The sequence below is a fragment of the Alteriqipengyuania halimionae genome (assembly GCF_009827575.1).
GTDB lineage: Bacteria > Pseudomonadota > Alphaproteobacteria > Sphingomonadales > Sphingomonadaceae > Alteriqipengyuania_A > Alteriqipengyuania_A halimionae.
Genome location: NZ_WTYR01000001.1, coordinates 2,362,049 through 2,381,141, shown reverse-complemented (window position 1 = coordinate 2,381,141; position 19,093 = coordinate 2,362,049). Strand labels below are relative to the sequence as shown.

Annotated in this window: 21 protein-coding genes; 13 read left to right on the top strand and 8 right to left on the bottom strand. The window is 63.9% G+C overall.

Annotated elements, in window-relative coordinates; all coding sequences use genetic code 11:
* The first annotated feature begins 3 nt into the window (after positions 1 to 3).
* From sufC to GRI68_RS11410, 6 genes are read left to right on the top strand one after another with little or no spacing between them, the layout of a single operon-like run.
* Entirely contained in the window at positions 4 to 750 is a 747-nt protein-coding gene (gene sufC, locus GRI68_RS11435; protein ID WP_160617364.1) for a Fe-S cluster assembly ATPase SufC, read from the top strand.
* Positions 750 to 1,502, top strand: a complete 753-nt coding sequence (locus GRI68_RS11430) for a SufD family Fe-S cluster assembly protein (protein WP_160617363.1) — start codon at positions 750 to 752, stop codon at positions 1,500 to 1,502. The genes sufC and GRI68_RS11430 overlap by 1 nt, the downstream gene beginning before the upstream one ends.
* Positions 1,499 to 2,716, top strand: a complete 1,218-nt coding sequence (locus GRI68_RS11425; protein WP_160617362.1) for a cysteine desulfurase — start codon at positions 1,499 to 1,501, stop codon at positions 2,714 to 2,716. Before GRI68_RS11430 ends, GRI68_RS11425 begins: the two co-directional genes overlap by 4 nt.
* A complete protein-coding gene (locus tag GRI68_RS11420; protein ID WP_160617361.1) occupies positions 2,713 to 3,228 on the top strand; it encodes an SUF system Fe-S cluster assembly protein in 516 nt (171 codons plus the stop codon). The genes GRI68_RS11425 and GRI68_RS11420 overlap by 4 nt, the downstream gene beginning before the upstream one ends.
* Before the next feature lie 10 nt (positions 3,229 to 3,238).
* Complete coding sequence (locus GRI68_RS11415; RefSeq protein WP_160617360.1) at positions 3,239 to 3,607, top strand: HesB/IscA family protein; 369 nt, start codon at positions 3,239 to 3,241, stop codon at positions 3,605 to 3,607.
* 7 nt (positions 3,608 to 3,614) lie between these two features.
* Complete coding sequence (locus tag GRI68_RS11410; RefSeq protein ID WP_160617359.1) at positions 3,615 to 3,923, top strand: hypothetical protein; 309 nt, start codon at positions 3,615 to 3,617, stop codon at positions 3,921 to 3,923.
* Here the strand turns inward: GRI68_RS11410 and GRI68_RS11405 are convergent.
* Both GRI68_RS11405 and GRI68_RS11400 read right to left on the bottom strand, forming a co-directional pair.
* Positions 3,920 to 4,303, bottom strand: coding sequence for a hypothetical protein (locus GRI68_RS11405; RefSeq protein ID WP_160617358.1), 384 nt, complete (start codon positions 4,301 to 4,303; stop codon positions 3,920 to 3,922). The genes GRI68_RS11410 and GRI68_RS11405 overlap by 4 nt on opposite strands.
* Entirely contained in the window at positions 4,300 to 4,980 is a 681-nt protein-coding gene (locus GRI68_RS11400; RefSeq protein WP_160617357.1) for an EI24 domain-containing protein, read from the bottom strand. Before GRI68_RS11400 ends, GRI68_RS11405 begins: the two co-directional genes overlap by 4 nt.
* Before the next feature lie 103 nt (positions 4,981 to 5,083).
* On the opposite strand from GRI68_RS11400, the gene GRI68_RS11395 reads away from it, so the two are divergent.
* Positions 5,084 to 6,067, top strand: coding sequence for an adenosine kinase (locus tag GRI68_RS11395; RefSeq protein WP_160617356.1), 984 nt, complete (start codon positions 5,084 to 5,086; stop codon positions 6,065 to 6,067).
* 55 nt (positions 6,068 to 6,122) lie between these two features.
* Here the strand turns inward: GRI68_RS11395 and purD are convergent, their stop codons facing one another.
* Positions 6,123 to 7,409, bottom strand: a complete 1,287-nt coding sequence (gene purD / locus GRI68_RS11390) for a phosphoribosylamine--glycine ligase (RefSeq protein WP_160617355.1) — start codon at positions 7,407 to 7,409, stop codon at positions 6,123 to 6,125.
* On the opposite strand from purD, the gene xseA reads away from it, so the two are divergent.
* From xseA to GRI68_RS11375, 3 genes are read left to right on the top strand one after another with little or no spacing between them, the layout of a single operon-like run.
* Entirely contained in the window at positions 7,408 to 8,865 is a 1,458-nt protein-coding gene (xseA, locus tag GRI68_RS11385) for an exodeoxyribonuclease VII large subunit (RefSeq protein WP_160617354.1), read from the top strand. The two genes, purD and xseA, sit on opposite strands and share 2 nt — an antisense overlap.
* 25 nt (positions 8,866 to 8,890) lie before the next feature.
* Positions 8,891 to 9,094: a DUF2093 domain-containing protein gene (locus GRI68_RS11380; RefSeq protein WP_160617353.1), complete on the top strand. Its 204-nt coding sequence runs from the start codon at positions 8,891 to 8,893 to the stop codon at positions 9,092 to 9,094.
* Positions 9,094 to 10,020: a M23 family metallopeptidase gene (locus GRI68_RS11375; RefSeq protein WP_234028786.1), complete on the top strand. Its 927-nt coding sequence runs from the start codon at positions 9,094 to 9,096 to the stop codon at positions 10,018 to 10,020. The genes GRI68_RS11380 and GRI68_RS11375 overlap by 1 nt, the downstream gene beginning before the upstream one ends.
* 3 nt (positions 10,021 to 10,023) lie before the next feature.
* Here GRI68_RS11375 and GRI68_RS11370 read toward each other — a convergent pair whose 3' ends face one another.
* Positions 10,024 to 10,536, bottom strand: a complete 513-nt coding sequence (locus tag GRI68_RS11370; protein ID WP_160617352.1) for a hypothetical protein — start codon at positions 10,534 to 10,536, stop codon at positions 10,024 to 10,026.
* Positions 10,537 to 10,768: 232 nt separating this feature from the next.
* Here GRI68_RS11370 and GRI68_RS11365 point away from each other — a divergent pair, with 232 nt between their 5' ends.
* Positions 10,769 to 13,789, top strand: a complete 3,021-nt coding sequence (locus tag GRI68_RS11365; protein ID WP_160617351.1) for a TonB-dependent receptor domain-containing protein — start codon at positions 10,769 to 10,771, stop codon at positions 13,787 to 13,789.
* 127 nt (positions 13,790 to 13,916) lie between these two features.
* On the opposite strand, the gene GRI68_RS11360 is transcribed toward GRI68_RS11365, so the two are convergent.
* From GRI68_RS11360 to GRI68_RS11350, 3 genes are all read right to left on the bottom strand, one after another.
* Positions 13,917 to 14,663 (bottom strand): methyltransferase domain-containing protein, encoded by a 747-nt coding sequence (locus GRI68_RS11360; protein WP_325063820.1) that lies wholly within the window; start codon positions 14,661 to 14,663, stop codon positions 13,917 to 13,919.
* Positions 14,664 to 14,819: 156 nt separating this feature from the next.
* The gene (locus GRI68_RS11355) at positions 14,820 to 16,496 is read right to left on the bottom strand and encodes a 2OG-Fe(II) oxygenase family protein (RefSeq protein ID WP_160617349.1); all 1,677 of its coding nucleotides are present in this window, start codon (positions 16,494 to 16,496) and stop codon (positions 14,820 to 14,822) included.
* A complete protein-coding gene (locus GRI68_RS11350; RefSeq protein WP_160617348.1) occupies positions 16,493 to 17,230 on the bottom strand; it encodes a 2OG-Fe(II) oxygenase in 738 nt (245 codons plus the stop codon). The genes GRI68_RS11355 and GRI68_RS11350 overlap by 4 nt, the downstream gene beginning before the upstream one ends.
* 87 nt (positions 17,231 to 17,317) lie before the next feature.
* Between GRI68_RS11350 and GRI68_RS11345 the strand changes: the two genes are divergently transcribed.
* On the top strand, positions 17,318 to 18,292 hold the full coding sequence (locus GRI68_RS11345; protein WP_160617347.1) for an esterase-like activity of phytase family protein: 975 nt from the start codon (positions 17,318 to 17,320) through the stop codon (positions 18,290 to 18,292).
* 73 nt (positions 18,293 to 18,365) lie between these two features.
* Here GRI68_RS11345 and rpmB read toward each other — a convergent pair whose 3' ends face one another.
* Positions 18,366 to 18,650 (bottom strand): 50S ribosomal protein L28, encoded by a 285-nt coding sequence (rpmB, locus tag GRI68_RS11340; protein WP_160617346.1) that lies wholly within the window; start codon positions 18,648 to 18,650, stop codon positions 18,366 to 18,368.
* Positions 18,651 to 18,803: 153 nt separating this feature from the next.
* On the opposite strand from rpmB, the gene GRI68_RS11335 reads away from it, so the two are divergent.
* A complete protein-coding gene (locus GRI68_RS11335; protein WP_160617345.1) occupies positions 18,804 to 19,043 on the top strand; it encodes a hypothetical protein in 240 nt (79 codons plus the stop codon).
* Positions 19,044 to 19,093 lie beyond the last annotated feature (50 nt).

Below are 19,093 nucleotides of genomic sequence, written 5' to 3'. Positions count from 1 at the left end.
ACTATGCTGAAAATCGACAACCTTCATGCCGAAATCGACGGCAAGCCGATCCTCAAGGGCCTGACCCTCGAAGTGAATGCAGGCGAGGTCCACGCGATCATGGGGCCCAATGGCGCGGGCAAATCGACCCTCGCCTATGTGCTGGGCGGACGTCCGGGTTACGAAGTGACCGAAGGATCGGTCACCTTCGCGGGCAAGGATCTGCTCGATCTCGAACCGCATGAGCGCGCCGCCGCGGGCCTTTTTCTGGGTTTCCAGTACCCGGTCGAGATTCCCGGCGTCTCCAACGTGCAGTTCCTACGCGAGGCGGTGAACGCGCAGCGCGAAGAGCGCGGCGAGGAACCGCTCACCGGCGGCGAATTCCTCAAGCGAGCGAAGGAAAAGGCAGCGCTGCTCCAGCTCGATATGGACATGCTCAAGCGGCACGTGAATGTCGGTTTTTCGGGCGGCGAGAAGAAGCGTGCCGAAATGGTCCAGATGGGCATTCTCGATCCGTCCTTCGCGGTGCTCGACGAGACCGATAGCGGGCTCGATATCGATGCGCTGAAGACGGTGGGCGAGGGCATCAATGCGATCATGCGCAGCCCCGAAAAGGGCGTGCTGCTGATCACACATTATCAGCGCCTGCTCGATTACGTGCGGCCTGATTACGTCCACATCCTCGCCGATGGCCGCATCGTGAAGACCGGCGATGCCGATCTCGCCAAGCAGCTCGAGGCCGAGGGCTATGACGAGGTGATGGCGGCTTGATGGCTACTCTCCCAACCAATCGCGACGAAGCCTGGCGCTATTCGGACGTCGCTGCGCTCGAGGGCGTGTCGCTCGACAAATGGCGCGAAATTTCCGTCCCTGCGGGCGAGACGTTTCGCCAATTGATCGCGATCGAGGATGAGACCAGCGATCCCGACGGCACCGAGCTTCATCGCTACAGGATCGACATCGGCGAAGGCGCGCGCGCAGAGATCTTCGGCGTGATCGCTTCGGCCCAGCTCGGACGCATCGAAATCGAAGTGCGGCTGGCGAAAGGCGCCCATTTCGAACTTGGCGGTGTGACTGTCGGCGGTCGCAGCACGGTGCGCGAATTCGTCACCCGCACTGTCCATGCCGAACCCGAAGCGACTTCAAACCAGGTGGTCCGCGCCGCGCATTGGGGGCAGGGAACGGGCAATTTCCTCGGCAATATCGATGTCGTGCGCGATGCGCAGAAGACCGACGCGGCCCAAGATTTCAAGGGTCTGCTGCTGGAGAAGGGCGCGACCGTGAACGCCGTGCCCCAGCTCGAAATTTTCGCCGACGACGTCAAATGCGCCCACGGCGCGGCGATCGGCCAGCTCGACGAGACGGCACGCTTCTACATGGCGGCGCGCGGGCTTTCGCCCGAACTGTCGCGGCGGCTGCTCGTGCAGGCCTTTATCGGCAATGCGTTCGTTGCGCTCGACGATGAAGACGAACGCGAACGCCTGATGCGGATCGCGCTCGACAAGCTGGACCGGCATCTGTGAGCGAAACGTTAGTCACCTCTCGCAAGCAGGATTTTCCCGGCCTCCTCACGCCCGAGGGGGAGGCATGGCATTACCTCGATACCGCCGCTTCTGCGCAGAAGCCGCAGGCGGTGATCGACGCGATGAGCCGGGCGCTCGGCCGCGATTACGCGACCGTCCATCGCGGGGTCTACAATCGCTCGGCCCAGATGACGCTGGGCTATGAGGCCGCGCGCAAGCGTGTTGCCGAATTCATCGGGGCAAAGAGCGAGAACGAGATCGTGTTCGTCCGCGGCGCGACCGAGGGAATCAATCTCGTCGCCGAAAGCTGGGGCGGGGCAAACCTGCAGCCGGGCGACCGGATCATGCTCTCCGCGCTCGAGCACCATTCCAATATCGTGCCGTGGCAGCTGCTGGCCGAGCGCACCGGCGCCGAAATCGATGTCTGCCCGCTGACCGAAGATGGGCGGATCGATCTGGATGCGATGGAAAGCATGCTGACCGAGCGGCACAAGCTGGTCGCGTTGGCGCATGTTTCGAACGTTCTCGGCTCGGTACTTGATGCCAAGCGGGCGGCCAGCCTTGCGCATGGCGCGGGCGCAAAACTGCTGCTCGACGGGTGCCAGGCCGCACCGCGCATGGCGCTCGATATGCAAGCGCTCGATTGCGACTTTTACGTGTTCTCGGGACACAAGATCTACGGCCCGACCGGGATCGGTGTGCTGTGGGCGCGCGAAGCGCTGCTCGAGGCGATGCCTCCGTGGCAGGGCGGGGGCGCGATGATCGACAAGGTGTCGTTCGCCGGCACGACCTATGCTCCGCCGCCCCAGCGCTTCGAAGCGGGCACGCCGATGATTACCGAGGCGATCGCGCTGCATGCGGCGATCGATTATGTCTCTGCGCTGGGTCTCGATACGCTGTTCGATCATGAAAGCGCGCTGGCCGCCAATGCGCGCGCGGCTCTGCGCGACACCAACAAGGTCACGTTGTTCGGTCCCGATAAAAGCGCCGGAATCGTCAGTTTTGCCCTCGATGGGGTTCACCCGCACGATCTCGGCACCATATTGGACGAGGAAAACGTCGCGATCCGCGCCGGGCATCACTGCGCCCAGCCGCTGATGGAGCATCTGGGCGTCCCCGCCACCGCGCGGGCCAGTTTCGGCCTTTATAGCGACGAAAGCGATGTCGATGCGCTGATGCGCGGCATCGAGAGAACACTCAGGATTTTCGGATGAGCGAAGCAAGCGAAAACAAGGATTACGTGGCGGCTCCCTCGCCGCTCGACCAGGTCGTGGCCCCCAAGCCGCCGCGGGCGCGCGTGTCGGACGCGGTCGATCCGGAGCCCGCCAGCGAAAGCGCAGGCGAAAAGCTCGAGCGCAAACGCGATTACCTTGCCGGGTTCCTGGACAAGCAGCCCGATGCGGCGCCCGAAGCCGGGGCGGGTGGCGCACTGCAGCAGGCGGTGGTTGATGCGTTGAAGGAAATCTACGACCCGGAAATTCCGGTCAATATCTACGATCTCGGCCTGATCTACGATGTCGAGGTTTCGGACGAAGCAGATGTGAAAGTTATCATGACTCTCACCACCCCGCACTGCCCGGTGGCCGAGAGCATGCCCGGAGAAGTCGAACTGCGCGCGGGTTCGGTGCCCGGCGTGCGCCATGCCGAAGTCGATCTCGTCTGGGATCCGCCGTGGGGCCCGGACAAAATGACCGACGAAGCCCGCCTCGAATTGGGTATGCTATAAGGGGCTCACCATGACCACCGACACGACAACCCGCACCCGCCCCGCACCCAAGGCCGCCGTCATCCTGACGCAAGCGGCCGAGCAGCGCGTCGCCGATCTGATGGCGAAGGCACCCGACGATGCGATCGGGGTCAAGCTTTCCACCCCGCGTCGCGGTTGTTCGGGATTGGCCTATTCGGTCGATTACGTGAGCGAGGAGCAGGGCTTCGACGAGAAGATCGAAACCCCCGGCGGCACCTTTTACATCGACGGGGCGAGCGTGCTCTACCTCGTCGGCAGCACGATGGACTGGGTGGAAGACGATTTCACCGCCGGTTTCGTGTTCGACAATCCCAACGCCAAGGGCGCCTGTGGTTGTGGCGAGAGTTTCATGGTATAGGGTTGGAATGGAAGAGAAGCGCCGCCCCACCAGTTTCGACGATTTTGCGCATATCGTGCGCGAGGCGTCTCGGGCGCGCGTTGAGATACTGAAGGGCGTTGCGCGGGTGCGCGTCGCTATGGCGAGCAAGCTCAGGGAATTGCGCGCTCGCGAAGTCGAAGCCGACTTGCTGTCGCGACACCTCTCCAGACATCTGTCCAACGGCACGAAGCGCAGGAAACCGCCCGAAGCAGGCATGCCTATGCCAGCGATCCCGCCCAAGGGCCCTTTGCCGATGCAGGGCGGGGCCGAAGCTCCGCTCGATTTCGGCGACTAACGCCCGAGGGCGCCGATACAGGCCGCCGGTTCCACCGACTCACCTGCCAGATTGCGCGCGTCGACCCATGTCGCCCGCTGCTCTCGCGCGCCTTCGGGTGTGTAGAGATAGACATCGAGCACGCAGGGCGGCCCGGCGAATTGCAGCTTGCGCGCGTCGCCCTCGGCGAGGTCGATGCGGGGCTGGCCGAATTTTCGCACCAGTTGCGCGGCGGTCGCGTCGAGCACGCTTTCGAGGCCCACTCCCGAGCTGCGGGCCGGGGTGCGCGGTGGCGGCGGCGTTCCCGCTTGTGTGACCGGAGGTAAGGGTGGGCCGGATGATCCCGTCCCTGCGGCGCAGCCGGCAAGCAGCGGCATCAAAAGGAAGGCGAAACGTTTCATGCGGTTTTCCCATGGACGAGATGCGTGGCCATCGCCGCGCCGAGAAAGGGGGCTAGGAAGTTGACGCCGGGAACGATGAACAGGGCGGAAATGATCCCGCCCATGGCGAAACGTTCTCCCCCGCCAAGGGGCGATGCACCAATTTCCCGCTCATGCCGGGCGGCGACCATTTCCATCAGTTCGCGCCCCAGCAGCACGGCATTGACCAGCCAGAATACCGCCGCGGTGCCGACGCCGGTCACCAGCAGCACGAGCGCGACCGGCAATGCGAGGAGGTTGAAAAGCAAGGCGCGGCCCGCGCCTTTCATCCCGCGTCGCAATTCACGCGCCGGGCCCAGATCGCGCGCCTGCGCTGCCTGCGCAGGGTAGAATTTCGCTTCGACCGCTTTCACGACATCGTCGGCAAAGAACTGCAGCGCTGCCATCGCGACGATCCGCCAAAGCAGCCAGGCGGCGATCACCACTCCGATGATAGAGAGCGCGCCGCGCACGCCGCCTGCTCCGGCGAAGCTCTCGTCGGCGAACCCGGCGTAAGCCAGCGCCCAGTCGAACGCGAACCAGCCCGCCGTTCCCAACACGACGAAAGCGACCAGCGCGAACCCCACGCTTTTCAGCAGCAGTCCGATGACGCGCGGATCGGCCAGTTGGCGGAGGGCGAGGAAAAGCGCGCGAAGCATCGCGGACGGAATCGCCGCCTCGACGGGCAGTGTCAACGCTTGGCAGGCCTTCGGCCAACCGCTAGGCGCGACCGCATACCGTTTCGACCAGACAGGATTACCAATGACCGACCCCCGCTACGACGTAATCGCTATTGGCAACGCCATCGTCGACGTGATGGCGCCGTGCGATGATGACCTCATCGACGAGCTTCAGCTGGCCAAGGGCGGGATGACGCTGGTCGACGACGAAGGCGCGGCCAAGCTCTACGCAGCGATGGGCCCGGCGCGGGAGATCTCGGGCGGTTCGGCCGCCAACACGCTGGCCGGCATGGCCGCGCTCGGCGCGCAGTGCGCGTTCATCGGCCAGGTCGCGAACGACCAGCTCGGCGATGTGTTCGCCCATGATATCCGCGCGGTCGGCATCGATTACGATACGCTGGTTCGCGAAGGTGATCCGGCCACGGGTCGTTGCCTCATCTTCGTGACACCCGATGGCGAGCGCACGATGAACACCTTCCTCGGCGCCAGCACCTATTTGCCCAAGGAAGCGCTCGACGAAAAGCTGATCGCCGATGCCGGGGTGCTCTATCTCGAAGGCTATCTGTGGGATCCGGAAGAACCGCGCAGCGCCATGCGCCGTGCGATCGACGTCGCCCGCAATGCCGGGCGCAAGGTCGCTTTCACCGCTTCCGAAAGCTTCGTGATCGATCGTCATGGCGACGATTTCCGCGCTCTGATCGAAGACGGGAAGATCGACATCATGTTCGTCAACGAGACCGAGCTCGCCACGCTCACCGGCGAGGACGAATTCGATGCCGGACTGAAGGCTCTCGACGGCAAGCTGCCGATCATTGTGGCCACCCGCAGCGCCAAGGGCGCGGTCGCGGTCGCCAATGGCACGCGAGCCGAAGTGCCTGCGCAGCCGATCGACGAAGTGGTCGACACCACGGGCGCGGGCGATCTTTTCGCGGCCGGCTTCCTCACCGGCCACGTGCGCGGCGAGAGCCTCGAGCGCTGCCTCGAAATGGGCGCGATCTGCGCCGCCGAAATCATCTCGCATTACGGCGCGCGGCCCGAAGCCGATCTGAAGGAATTGGTAAAGTAGTCGCGTTTCGCGATGGAGGCACGCGCAGTATGCGTGTCTGGCGGGCGCAAATCGCCTAGTCGGACCGCTCCCGCTCGAGCTCCCGCCAGCCGATATCGGTGCGGCAGAAGCCGGTTTTGAAATCGAGGCTCATGATGGCTTCGTAGGCGAGGTTGCGCGCGGTGGTCACGTCGTCGGCGATGGCAGTGACGTTGAGCACGCGGCCGCCATTGGCGACTAGCGCACCGTCCTCGTCGCGCCTGGTTCCGGCGTGGAAGATCTTCGCGCCTTTCTGCTCGGCGACATCGACCTTGCAGATGATGCCGCCCTTTTCCGGCGTTCCGGGATAGCCTTCCGCAGCCATCACCACGGTCAGCGCAGCGGATGGCTTCATCTTCACTTCGTCGTATTCGTCGAGCGTGCCGTTCGCGCAGGCGAGCATCAGTTCGACCAGATCGGTATCGAGCCGTGCCATCAGCACCTGGCACTCGGGATCGCCGAAGCGGACATTGTATTCGATCAGCTTGGGCCCATCCTCGGTCAGCATCAGCCCCGCATAGAGCACGCCCGAGAACGGCGTGCCGCGAGCTTTCATCGTGGCGACGGTGGGTTCGACGATCCTCTCCATCACCTCGCGCTGTATGTCGGCATCGATGATCGAGGCGGGGCTGTAGGCGCCCATGCCGCCGGTGTTGGGTCCGGTATCGCCATCGCCGACGCGCTTGTGATCCTGTGCTGTGCCGAACGGAAGCACGGTGTTCCCATCCGACAGGGCGAAGAAGCTCGCCTCCTCGCCGCTCAGGAATTCCTCGATCACGACTTTGCAGCCGGCATTACCGAACTGGCCGCCGAACATGTCGGTGAGGGCGTTTTCGGCCTCCGCGCGATCGTCGGCGATCACCACGCCTTTGCCGGCGGCAAGGCCGTCTGCCTTGAGCACATAGGGCGCATCGAATTCGAACAGGGCCTCGCGGGCTTCGTCGAGAGAGGTTGCGTGTTTGTAGCCCGCGGTGGGGATGCCCGCTTCGTCGCACACTTGCTTGGTAAAGGCCTTGCTGCCTTCGAGCATTGCGGCGGCCGCGGATGGGCCGAACACTGGAATGCCTGCGTCGCGCAAGCTATCGGCAAGTCCGTCGACCAGCGGCGCTTCGGGGCCGATCACAACGAGGCCGATATCGTGTTCGCGGCAGAACGCGGTCACGGCCGCATGATCGCTTGAATCGAGCGCTACCGTCTTGCCGCCATCGCCGTCGATGCCGGGATTGCCTGGCGCGACATGAAGATTGTCGCACCGCGGCGATTGCATCAGCTTCCATGCCAGCGCATGTTCGCGCCCGCCCGATCCGAGAAGAAGGATTTCCATGCCTGCCGGTACGCCTCCAGATGACGACAATAACAACCTCGTAGCGACCAGCCGTGCAGGCGACAACGCGGAACCCTTCTCGGTCAGCGAGATTTCCGCGCAATTGAAGCGCACGGTCGAGGATCGCTTCGGGTTCGTGCGCATTCGCGGCGAGCTCTCGGGGGTCAAGCGCGCGGCATCCGGGCATCTTTACGCCAATCTCAAGGACGACAAGGCGAGGATCGATGCGGTAATGTGGCGCGGAAACGTCGCGCGGCTCGCGTTCCAGCCCGAAGACGGTCTCGAAGTCGTCGCCAACGGAAAACTGACGACCTATCCGGGGCGGTCGAACTACCAGATCGTGATCGAGCGGATGGAGGTCGCGGGCGAGGGCGCGTTACTGGCGCTCCTCGAAAAGACCAGGCAGCGGCTCGCCGCAGAAGGCCTGTTCGACGAGACCCGCAAGCGCCGCTTGCCGATGCTCCCGCGCACGATCGGCGTGGTGACCTCGCCGACCGGATCGGTGATCCGCGATATCCTTCACCGCCTCGAAGATCGCTTCCCCAGTCGCGTCCTCGTCTGGCCGGTGCTGGTGCAGGGCAAGGGCAGCGCGGATCAGGTCACCGCCGCCATCCGCGGTTTCGCTGCGATGGAGGCAGGCGGTGCGGTGCCGCGGCCCGATGTCGTGATCGTCGCGCGCGGCGGCGGATCGATTGAGGATCTGTGGGGCTTCAACGAGGAAGCGGTGGTCCGCGCGATTTCCGAGTGCCCGATCCCCGTGATCAGCGCGGTGGGGCACGAGACCGACACCACGCTGGCCGATTTCGCCGCCGACCGGCGTGCGCCCACGCCGACGGCCGCGGCCGAGATGGCGGTGCCGGTGCGCGCCGAGCTGGCCGGCTGGATCGCCGAGCTCGGACAGCGCCAGGGCGCGGCGGCGCGCCGCCCCGTGACTTTGGGACGCGAGAGACTGCAGGCCCGTGCGGAGCGTCTCCCCGGCACCGACACGTTGTTTCAGCCCTATGCCCAGCGGCTCGACGATCTGGCGGACAGGTTGAAGCGCGGTTTGACCGAACGTGCGGCGCATGGCCGCGAACGTCTCGGCGCGCTGCGGCTTTCTCCTGCCCTGCTACAGGGGCAACTGCGCGAACAGGCCGCGCGGCTGGCGGGGCAGCGGCTGTCGCCCGACCTGGTTCGCCGTCCCGTGGCCGAACAGCGGCGAAAACTCGATGCCCTCGCGCGGCTGGCCGAACAGCTCCACCCCGATCGTCCGCTCTCGCGTGGCTATGTCCGCGTCATGACGGGCGACGGAGCGACGCTGACGAGTGCGAAAGCGGCTGGCAAAGCCGATCTCCTTCGCTTGAAATTCGCCGACGGCACCCTTGATGCTGTGCCGTCAGGCAACGCCCCGTCGCCGCGCAAAGCTGCCGTCCGCCCTAAAAAATCACCGCCCGGACAGGAAGATTTGTTCGGTTAATCCGCGCTGTGCTAAGGGTCGAACCATGTTGATGAGTTCCAAAGGTCGCGAAGCGACACTCCATTACGGCCCCAACGGTTTTCGCGTGCTGCGCAATGGCGACCATGTCGTCTGCGCGGTCTCGGCGGTGCAGGTCCCGCTCGAGGAATTGCGCTATTGGAGCGTCGAGCTTCAGGAGCCTTATGCCACCGCCGAAATCGCCACCAAAAGGCTGGTGGACGCATCCTGATGCGCCCCGTCAAATGGTCGGCACCGCTGCTGGCGGGGCTCCTGATGGCATGCGCGAACAGCTCTGCCGCACCTTCGCAGGAGGTGGTGCCCGCCGCCCCGGTTGCGACGAGTTCTCCGGTGGTGCAGCCGCTGCCCAAGCCCACTCCAACGCCCGCACGCACGCTCGAGCCGATCGATGTGCGCGTAGCGGGCCAGTTCACCCAGGGCGGCTGGATCCGCGGCACGGTGACCGGCGATGTCGCGCGTCTGACGCTTGGCGATAGCGCAATCGCTGTCGCCCCTGACGGCACTTTCTTTGCCGGGCTCGATCGCGATGCAGCCGAGCAATACGCCCTCGTCGCCAAATTCTCCGACGGGCGAAAGATCGCGCGGACGGTGCCTGTCCGTGCGCGAGACTGGAACATCCAGCACGTCGATATCGCACGGCGTCCCGGCGGCGCGACCGAGGCGTTCATGCGCATCCGTCGCCCCGAACTGGCGCAGATCGTCGCCGCGCGCGCCGAGACAACGGGCGCCGAAGGCTGGCGGCAGGATTTCATCTGGCCGGTCAAGGCCCGCATTTCCGGAATGTTCGGGCGCCAGCGCATTTATCGAGGCGAGCCGGGCGGTTATCACTCGGGCATCGATATAGCGGGCGGTGCCGGCACAACCTATGTGGCGCCGGCCGACGGTGTCGTGGTGCTGGCGACCCGAGAACCGTTCAGCCTCGAAGGCTACCTGCTGATGATCGATCACGGCAACGGGCTCAACAGTGCCTTCCTCCACAACTCGGAAATCCTGGTTTCCGAAGGCGAGAAAGTCGCTCAGGGGCAGCCGATCGGACGCATCGGCGCCACCGGTCGCGCCACCGGGCCGCACCTTCACTGGTCGGTCAAATGGAACGACGCGCGGCTCGACCCGATCCTGCTGACCGGGCCGATGTAAGCGTTACTGTACGCGCTTGCCCTTAACCCCGATCTGGGTCCGGACCTTGATGAAATAGCTGGTGAGCGCGCCGCGTTCGATCACGACCTTGTCACCCACGCGCGGCGGGTTGAAGCGCATCGGCGGATTGGTGATCTGCCAAACGGCGTCGCCATCCTCGATCGTGATCTGCCAGCCATCGCGACCGATGCGCCGGACCCGGGTGATCGTGGATTCGATCTCCTTGATTTCCTCACCGTCGGTGAAAAACGGCAGGCGGGCGCCCGAAAATCCGAACAAATCCTTGCGTGTCCGGTCGGCTCGCTGACGATCGACCAGTTCGATTTCGCCACTATCGCTGGCGGCAATGAAAGAACCGGTTGCACCATCGTAACAAGCGAGGCGAGCGGCGTCTTCCGCGATATCGCGACATTTGCGGATCGCGTCGAGCGCGTCTTCACCGGCCTCCTGCGCAGCGGCGGGGACGGCAGCCAGCAAGGCCAAGGATGCGAGTGAAATAGCGGCGTAGCGTAGCATGAAGTTCCTCTCGGTTCGGAGGTCAAACTAGCGCTCGGCCACGGAAAATCCACTCCAATCCACTGTAGCAAATTGGTCACAATTAATGATCAAAGCGTGGCCCTTCAGGCCTTCGGATTGCGCGGCTCGCCCGTCATTCGTAACTATCGTTCCAGTTCCGGGTCTTTTGCCCGGACTCTAGTTATGGAACCAAAAGGGCGCGCGCAAAGCGGGCTCGTTTAAGGGGACTGAAATGTCGAATCGATTTAACAAGGCCGCGCTTCTCGCGAGCGGCGCTATCGTGGCGGTGGCGCTGGCCACTCCGACGTTCGCGCAAGACTCCGACGACGCGACGGACCAGGAAACCGCGATCCAGACCGGCGCCGGTGCCGAAGAAGGCGCGACCAACCGCGTCACCATCACAGGTTCGCGCATCGTGCGCAACGACCTCGACAGCGCGGCGCCCGTCGCCGTCGTCCAGGACGAAGAGTTCAAGCTCTCGGGCGCCGTGAACGCCGAGCAGGTGATCAACACCCTGCCGCAGGTTGTTCCGGGCACGACCGCTTTCTCGAACAACCCCGGCAACGGCACGGCCACGCTGGACCTGCGCGGCATCGGCACGAACCGTAACCTCGTGCTCGTCAACGGCCGTCGCTACATGTTCTACGACGTTGAGCAGGTTGTCGACCTCAACACCATCCCGACCTTCTTGGTCGGCAGTGTCGACGTCGTGACGGGCGGCGCATCGGCCGTTTACGGTTCGGACGCGCTTGCCGGCGTGACCAACTTCAAGCTGCGCTATGTCAACGGCATCGAAGCCGGTGGCCAGTACTCGATCACCGAACGTGGAGACGGCGCGCGCTACAACGTCTTTACCGCTCTCGGCGCCGAATTCGACGACGGCCGCGGTCGCGCCACTGTCTACGGCGAATATTACAATCGCGGCGGCGTCTTCCAAGGCGACCGTGCCTTCTCGAACTTCGCCCTCGGTGGCGAATCGAGCGGCGCCGACCTGCAGCAGTTCGGTTCCTCCACGCTTCCGAACGGCGTTCTGCGCTACTTCGGCGGTGCGAACGGCACCGGTCCGCAGCGTCTTCGTGACAATCCGAACACCCCTGCCGTGGAACCCACCGATAACGGCATCGGTGCCTTCGCCGCCAACAACGCGGTCGTGTTCGACACCCCGGGCACCTTCCGCGCGCGCGCTGGCGACCTCTACAACTATGCTCCGGCCAACTATCTGATGATCCCGCAGGAGCGGTATCTGATCGGCGGTCACGCAGAATACGACATCGGCAGCGGCCACACGGTCTACACCGAGTTCAGCTACGCGAATAACCGCGTGGCGCAGGAACTCGCCGCGACTCCCGTGACCGGCGATTTCAATGTGAACCTCGATGCCGTGGGTGGCTTCCTCGACGCTGCTTCGCTCGCGAACCTGCAGGCGATCGATGCCGCTGAAACGGTGCGCAACACAGCGAATGGCGATGCGGACGATCCCGGTGTGGTCAATCTCTTCCTGCAGCGTCGCACGATCGAAACCGGTTCGCGCAATACGCTGGACGAGCGTAATGCGTTCCGGATCCTGACCGGCATCAACGGTCCGATCTCGGAAACGTTCAACTACGATCTGTATTACCAGTATGCCCGTACGCGGAACGCGAACGTGCAGGCCGGTAACATTTCGCGCTCGGCGTTCCAGGCTGGCCTCGACGGCACGGCTGATCCGATCAATCCCTTCGGCCCCGGCACACTTACGCCTTCCATGGTCGACCAGATCTCGATCCTCGCCCAGAACGGCGACGTTTCGGCGCTTCAGGTCCTCTCGGGCGTCGTCTCGGGTACGTTCGGCAATTTCGGCCTGGGTGCAGGCGATATCGGTATCGCGATCGGTGCCGAGTACCGCAAGGTCAGCGCCGAGTTCATTCCGGACACCGCGCTTTCCTCGGGTGACGTGATCGGTTTCAATGCCGGCCAGGCCACTGCAGGCGATTATGACGTGAAGGAAGTTTTCGCCGAACTTAACGTTCCGATCATCGAAACCGATGCGGGGCTCCGCTTCGAACTCACCGGTGCGGCGCGTTACTCGGACTACAGCCTCGCAAACGTCGGTGGCGTGTGGGCCTATGCCGGTGGCGCGACCTTTACGCCGATCCGCGATGTTACCTTCCGCGGCCAGTATCAGCGCGCAGTTCGTGCACCGAACATTGCCGAACTGTTCCAGGGCCAGGCCATCGGCTTCCCTGGCGCGGTCGATCCGTGTGCGGATCCGGCCGTCCTCGGTGATGCAGCGGCCGTCGCGCTGTGTGTCGCCTCTGGCGTCCCGGCCGGCAACGTCGGTAGCCCCGGAATCCAGCTCGATACGCAGATCCCGGCCAACTTCGCCGGTAACGGGAACCTCGAGGAAGAAGTTTCGGACAGCTGGACCGCAGGTGTGGTGCTCACCCCGAGCTTCCTGCCTGGGTTCAACATCACGGTCGACTGGTACAACATCAAGGTCGACAACGTGATCGACACGCTGGGTGGCGGTCTGAACAACACCCTGAATCTTTGCTATAATGTGATCCAGGATCAGACCAGCCCGTTCTGCCAGCCGTTCTTCGATCCCAACCGTCCGGCTCGTAATGCGAATGGTTCGATCACGTCGAGCAACAATCCGCTGCTGCTGAACGCCAACGGCGCTCTGCTCGAAGTGGAAGGCGTCGACTTCCAGATGGATTACGGTACCCCGGTTCCGTTCTCGATCTTCAACTCGGCCGAAGACGCCCGTCTGAACCTGTTCTTCCTGGGTACCTATACCATCAAGAATAACTTCACGCCGGAACGTCTCTTCCCGGATGAGATCAACGAGTGTGCCGGAGCCTTCGGCAACACCTGTCTCGAGCCGACCCCGGAATGGAAGTGGACTTCGCGTGCTTCGTATGTCGACGGTCCGGCGACGATCAGCCTGCGCTGGCGTCACCTTGGTTCTGTCAAGGACGACGATGATGGCATCAACTATGCTGAGTTCGGCGGTCTCGAAACGATCGAAGCGGTCGATTACTTCGATCTCTCGTTCGCATTCGACATCACGCAGAGCTTCACCCTGTCGATGGGCGTGAACAACCTGTTCGACAAGCTGCCGGGCACGCCGACGTTCAACGCCGACGGCACTGTGGCGAATGCACCGCAGGGCCTGCTGCTCGGCGACAACCAGGAACAGGCAAACACCTGGCCGGGCACCTACGACGTGCTTGGTCGCGACTTCTTCGTGTCGGCACGGATCCAGTTCTGATCCGAACCGACCGGAGTACGGTCTGAAAAAGAGGGCGGCGAGCTTCGGCTCGCCGCCCTTTTTGTTTTGTGGGAAATTCTAGGCGCTCTTGCGAGCGGCCTGTTCCGCGCTCATTCGCTCGCGATGATCAGGCTCTGAGCAGACGGAAATGCGCGAAGGGAGGACCGTCGGCTTCAAAGAGATCCCGGGTCTCGATCAGCTCGAGCCCCGATTCCGCGAACACCCCTTCGACCGCTTGCTCATCCGCAAAGGTGCCACAGGCTCGCTCGAGAGAATCGATCCGACCCAGCTCGTTGCGCGCTTGCGTCTCGATCTGGCCCAATGTGGCCGCGACCACGGCAGGATCGGAGCGCGCGCCCATCTCGACCGTCTGCCGAATGGCTTCGGCAATCTCCCATGCCGCCGACCGTGGGCCGAAACGGCGTGCGCCCTCGGCCGGGGCGCGGGCGATGCCCGGAGCCGCGCCATGCAGTCCGAAATACCGCAGGGCGAGGCTCTTGCGCGCGACTTCGATCAACTTCTCTTCGTCGATAGCCCACCGAATCGCTTCGCGGCGCTGTACATTATGGGCGAGGATCGGGCCGTCGTCGCGATGGGTGATAAGGCCCACGAGCGCGCCGTCCTGCGAAACGCGAGCGATTTCGGGCGCGATCCTGGTTACGTCACCGTATTCGACCGCGAACTGGGCCGTGACGGCCGTGAAACTGTCGTCCTCGAACGGCAGGGACTCCATCGGCACGCCGCCCTGCGTGCTGGTTCCCTCGGGTGGTTCGGGCAAGGTGCGCGCCAGATCGACCCCGATCAGTTCCAGCTGCGGCGATACTCGTCTGAGCATTCCCAGCACCCTCCCGTCGCCGGTGCCAAGATCGAGAATCCGGCCACCGTCGTCGATCCGTTTGCCGAACCTTCGCCAGGCTTCCGCCTGTACCGCGTCTATCCCTTGCCAACCTGCGGGCAGGCACCCCTTTGCGCGCCCAGCCTCACTTGCCCAGAACGCTTCCCAGGCGCCATTCCCCGAATGCGCGATCGATCATCCCCCGATGCTCACATCGAAGGCGACCGTCATCCGTTCGCCTTCATCAAAGTCCCTCGTGCCGTGATACAGTGAACTGGGAAAAAGTGCCAGATGCCCGACGCTTGGCCTAATCGTCATGATCGGGCCGAGCGCGGTTTGCAGGTCGGGAGGAGGTCGGCCGATTTCCAGATGACCCGGTGCGCCGTCGTCGTCGACCGAGTCCGGCACAATCAGATAGAGCGCCGACGAGAGGATGCCGAGGGGATGGATGTGGCTGGTATGATAGCCCGCGCCGACCAGCCGGACCGACCACGAATGCGTCAGCTTCCAACGCTCGTCGCGATGGCGCAGTATCGGGTGGCTCTCGTCCCGCTCGGGCATCTCTCGACGATAGCGCTCCAGCGTGGTCATGATCGCATCGTGGAGCTTCGCCAGTATCGGCTCCTCGCGCTGGAATAGTCGCCCTCGTGTCTGGGTGCCGCCCCGCACGGACTGGCCGATCGGAAGCGCCGCCTTGCGATGCAATTCGCGGAGAGCTGTCCGCGCTTCATCCAAGACCTGAGGGTTGCCGAGAGGCATCGGGCGAACGAGGCCCTCGCGTCCATGCAGCCATTCATGGCGAGGGTCGTCAAGAAGGCGCCAGCAGACGTCGCGCAAGGCCCACAGATCGACGTCGTCATGCTGATCGCGCGACTCGATCAGCGCTCCCAGCGTGCGTTCGGCACGTTCGATCCGGCCCATGCGGATATCCTGTCGCGCCGCGTGTTTTTGCCAATCACGCGGCACGTCGCCGATTTTGGTGAAGATCGCCTCGGCCCGATCATTGTCACAGGCCAATCCGGCATAGACCGCTTCGGACAGGGCGAAGCTCTCTGGCTCGCGTGCCTCTCTTCTGGCGCGAGCAGCGACATCGGCAGCCTCGGCAAAGCGATCGAGCCCGGCCAGCATCTTCGCCCAGGAACCGAAGATCTCGTCCGGAGCGTCGGTCTTGCCGACTGCGTCGTCGTAGTGGCTCGCAAAGTCCTTTTCACCCGTTCCGATGCGCAATTGGGCGTAAGATTCCAGACCTTCGACCCATTGCGGTATCTGCGTCACGACCTGTTCGCCGATCGCCAGCGCCTCTGTCGTGCGCCCTTCGGCATCGAGCGCCATCGCTTTTGTCCGCCACAGGGCGATCTCGCCAGGCGCGAGCGCAATCGCCCGATCGAACCGTTGCAGCGTATCGGCCTGCCCCCGCTCGAATGCGATGATCGCCCGACCGTGCGCGGCCCGAGCGTGGCGTGGATCGACCGCCAGCGCGTTGTCATAGCTCGCCTGGGCGGAAGCAAAGTCGTAGGCCTGCCGCTCCGCATTGCCCCGCGCGGACCAGTAGCGCGCCTGTGATTTTCCGATCTGTTCGACCGAGGCGAGCAGTCGCGCAGCGGCGCCGTGTCGGCCCTCACGGCCTAGCGCGATGGCCTCGTTGATCGGATAATCGAGCTCGGCGGGGGCCAACGCGCGCGCTTTTGCAAACAGCGCAATTGCCTGCGCAAGGTCTCCCCAACGCAGATAAGCGGCCCCAGCCGAATTAAGCAGTCGGGGATCCTCTGGCGCGACCTTCACGGCGCTCTCGAACAACTGCCGAGCTCGCGGACTATCGCCAGCCTTTTCCGCCGCCATCGCTTCGTCACGCAGGCGGGCGGCGTCGCTCATTGGTTGCGGAACCATCCCGTGATGGCAAACCGCGCTGTCGGCGCAAATGGGGGGACGAAGCTCACCAGGTGCGCCTGGGGCACCGCGAACATGTTGAGGCAGTTGAAGCGAGGGCGGTAGCCGGCCACGATATCGCCATCCTCGTCGAGAAAATTGAGATAGCCGCCCCAGTCCGGGTGCCAGTCGTCGGGCGCGAAATTCAGGACGTAGGCGACTTTCCAGCCCTCCTCGACATGGCTGTCGATATGCCGGCCGAGGAAATGCCCCGGGGCGAACAAAGTGGCCTGCGCATCGGCCTTTTTAAGGTCAGCCATTCCCGTGACGTCGCGCACCAGATCGAGCGTCTCGGGCGTGTTGAGATATTCGATCAGCAGATCGTGCGGACTGCCCTCCGCCCATTTCTCCATATAGGCCTGGACCATGGGATAGCGGGCATAGCGAAACGCGTAATCGCCGTGCGCCGCCGATTTATGTGTCGCTTCCGCGATCTCGCGACCGAGGGCTTGTGCGGAGGCACCTTGCAATTGTTCCGCGCGCGCATGTTGGGGCTCGGCTTCAAGTCCTGCTTGCCAGCCTACCCCCCACGGAGTGCCACGCATCAGGATCTCGCGAATTTCGCGCGCGGTTTCCTGTGTCAGCACATCGCGAACCTGCACTCGGCGATCGTGTGCGAAACGTCGTGCCGCGGCCGTGCGATCGACCTGCGGATTGAGTTCGAAAAGGCTTCTCGCCATGATGGTGCTGTCCATTGCCCGATGCGAGCAGACCTCCTAACCGAAGCGCCGAGCAGGCGGCAAGGCGAGAAGGGAGCGGCGACCGGGATGATACGCGTATTCGCAGCCATGGCCCTCGCCGCGCTGTGCATCATCTCGACCTGCACTCACCACCCCGACCCGCGCGAACGAGCACGACCGATCGTGACGGCGCAGGCATATCCGCCCCCGCGCTTCGCGCCCGACAGCGCGGTGGACGGGCTGGAGCTCTACCGACTCACTTCGGCGCAGCGTGGCTTCGGCGGCTTTTCGGCGATGGCATGGAGCGGCGATGGCGAACGGCTGGTCGTGTTCAGCGATTACGGCTTCGCGCTCGAACTTCCGTTAACGCCGCATGGCGACACGGTGTTGAAGGCCCCGCTTCAGCGGATCGGCACAAACACGATGCGCAAGGAAGGGCGCGATATCGAAGCGGCGACGTCCTTCGGCGGAACGATCTGGATCGCGCTTGAGCATGCCAATTCGATCGTTCGCCTGAATAGCGACCTCGAGCCCGACGCCACGGTCTCTCCGCCAGGCATGGCCGATTGGCCAGCCAATGGCGGACCCGAAGCGCTGGTCAGGCTTAGCGACGGCAGCTTTCTGGTCCTGCGCGAAGGCGCTTTGGGTTCGGATGAGGAAGACCCGATTGAGGGGCTGGTATTTTGCGGCGACCCGGCGGCCGGTGCATCGGCTGCGAGGGTTCGCGTTAGCGGTGCGGACGGCTATCATCCGGTCGACGCAACCGCGACGCCCGACGGTCGGATCCTGGTCCTGCTGCGCAAGGTGCGGCTCGCCCTGCCGATCGCTTTCGAAACCCGCCTTGCCCTGCTCGATCCGGCCGGTTTCGCCGATGGCACGGCCCGGTTCGAAACGATCACGCAGCTCGCCCCGCCCTTGCCGCGCGACAATTACGAAGGGCTTGCTGTGCGCGAGGATGGCGCACGCTGGCAGGTGTGGCTGGTGTCCGACGACAACAATTCGCACTTCCAGGCAAACTGGCTCGCGCGGATCGCGATCGATCCAGAGAGGCTGCCGAAATAGACGCAGCCAACAGAAGAAGCCGCGCTCCCGACGATGGGGCGCGGCCTCTGCTACCGGCGAACCGGAAACGTGTTTAGGCGGCTTGCGCCTTGGCGATTTCGCGCTTCACCTTGCGGGCGCGATCGCTCAGCTTCTCGTCGGAAGTCTTGAGCAGCCAGTTGTCGAGCCCGCCATTGTGCTCGACCGAGCGCAGGCCCTGCGTCGAAACGCGGAACTTAAAGCTCTTTTCGAGGCTCTCGGACATCAGCGTGACATTCTGCAGGTTGGGCAGAAAGACTCGCTTCGTCCGGTTGTTGGCGTGGCTGACGTTATTGCCGACCTGGCGTCCCTTGCCGGTCAGCTCGCAAATGCGGGACATGACACTTCTCGTATATGGAATCGGTTAGGCCGCTCTTGGGCGACGAAGGCGGGCGCATAGCGGTGGAGCGTGCATCGGTCAACGCCAAAGCCGCATTGCCACCGCATCCCCAAGCGCTTACCGCAGGTGTTTGTTCACTTAGGAGGTTTGGATATGAGGAAAATTATTGCTGTTGCGGCTGCCGCGACTTTTGCGTTCGGCCTGTCTGCCTGTGATGTCGACCAAACCGAAGAAGGCGAACTGCCCGAAGTCGAGGGCGGCAATCTTCCCGAGTACGATGTCGAACCCGCCGAGGTCGATGTCGACACCAAAGAAGTGACCGTTGAGGTGCCTACGGTCGACGTCGACGTCGATGATGCCGAGGGCGAACCCGTAACCGGCGACGAAGAGTAAGGTCCTCGGGGGGCGGAGCGCAGCTGCTTCGCCTTCCCGACCATGGCGGA

What these genes read in the sequence shown, in the direction of transcription:
- sufC (WP_160617364.1), top strand. Translation starts at nt 4, where the DNA reads ATGCTGAAAATCGACAACCTTCATGCCGAAATCGACGGCAAGCCGATC.
- GRI68_RS11430 (WP_160617363.1), top strand. Translation starts at nt 750, where the DNA reads ATGGCTACTCTCCCAACCAATCGCGACGAAGCCTGGCGCTATTCGGAC.
- GRI68_RS11420 (WP_160617361.1), top strand. Translation starts at nt 2,713, where the DNA reads ATGAGCGAAGCAAGCGAAAACAAGGATTACGTGGCGGCTCCCTCGCCG.
- GRI68_RS11415 (WP_160617360.1), top strand. Translation starts at nt 3,239, where the DNA reads ATGACCACCGACACGACAACCCGCACCCGCCCCGCACCCAAGGCCGCC.
- GRI68_RS11410 (WP_160617359.1), top strand. Translation starts at nt 3,615, where the DNA reads ATGGAAGAGAAGCGCCGCCCCACCAGTTTCGACGATTTTGCGCATATC.
- GRI68_RS11405 (WP_160617358.1), bottom strand. Translation starts at nt 4,303, where the DNA reads ATGAAACGTTTCGCCTTCCTTTTGATGCCGCTGCTTGCCGGCTGCGCC.
- GRI68_RS11400 (WP_160617357.1), bottom strand. Translation starts at nt 4,980, where the DNA reads ATGCTTCGCGCGCTTTTCCTCGCCCTCCGCCAACTGGCCGATCCGCGC.
- GRI68_RS11395 (WP_160617356.1), top strand. Translation starts at nt 5,084, where the DNA reads ATGACCGACCCCCGCTACGACGTAATCGCTATTGGCAACGCCATCGTC.
- xseA (WP_160617354.1), top strand. Translation starts at nt 7,408, where the DNA reads ATGCCTGCCGGTACGCCTCCAGATGACGACAATAACAACCTCGTAGCG.
- purD (WP_160617355.1), bottom strand. Translation starts at nt 7,409, where the DNA reads ATGGAAATCCTTCTTCTCGGATCGGGCGGGCGCGAACATGCGCTGGCA.
- GRI68_RS11380 (WP_160617353.1), top strand. Translation starts at nt 8,891, where the DNA reads ATGTTGATGAGTTCCAAAGGTCGCGAAGCGACACTCCATTACGGCCCC.
- GRI68_RS11375 (WP_234028786.1), top strand. Translation starts at nt 9,094, where the DNA reads ATGCGCCCCGTCAAATGGTCGGCACCGCTGCTGGCGGGGCTCCTGATG.
- GRI68_RS11370 (WP_160617352.1), bottom strand. Translation starts at nt 10,536, where the DNA reads ATGCTACGCTACGCCGCTATTTCACTCGCATCCTTGGCCTTGCTGGCT.
- GRI68_RS11365 (WP_160617351.1), top strand. Translation starts at nt 10,769, where the DNA reads ATGTCGAATCGATTTAACAAGGCCGCGCTTCTCGCGAGCGGCGCTATC.
- GRI68_RS11355 (WP_160617349.1), bottom strand. Translation starts at nt 16,496, where the DNA reads ATGAGCGACGCCGCCCGCCTGCGTGACGAAGCGATGGCGGCGGAAAAG.
- GRI68_RS11350 (WP_160617348.1), bottom strand. Translation starts at nt 17,230, where the DNA reads ATGGCGAGAAGCCTTTTCGAACTCAATCCGCAGGTCGATCGCACGGCC.
- GRI68_RS11345 (WP_160617347.1), top strand. Translation starts at nt 17,318, where the DNA reads ATGATACGCGTATTCGCAGCCATGGCCCTCGCCGCGCTGTGCATCATC.
- rpmB (WP_160617346.1), bottom strand. Translation starts at nt 18,650, where the DNA reads ATGTCCCGCATTTGCGAGCTGACCGGCAAGGGACGCCAGGTCGGCAAT.
- GRI68_RS11335 (WP_160617345.1), top strand. Translation starts at nt 18,804, where the DNA reads ATGAGGAAAATTATTGCTGTTGCGGCTGCCGCGACTTTTGCGTTCGGC.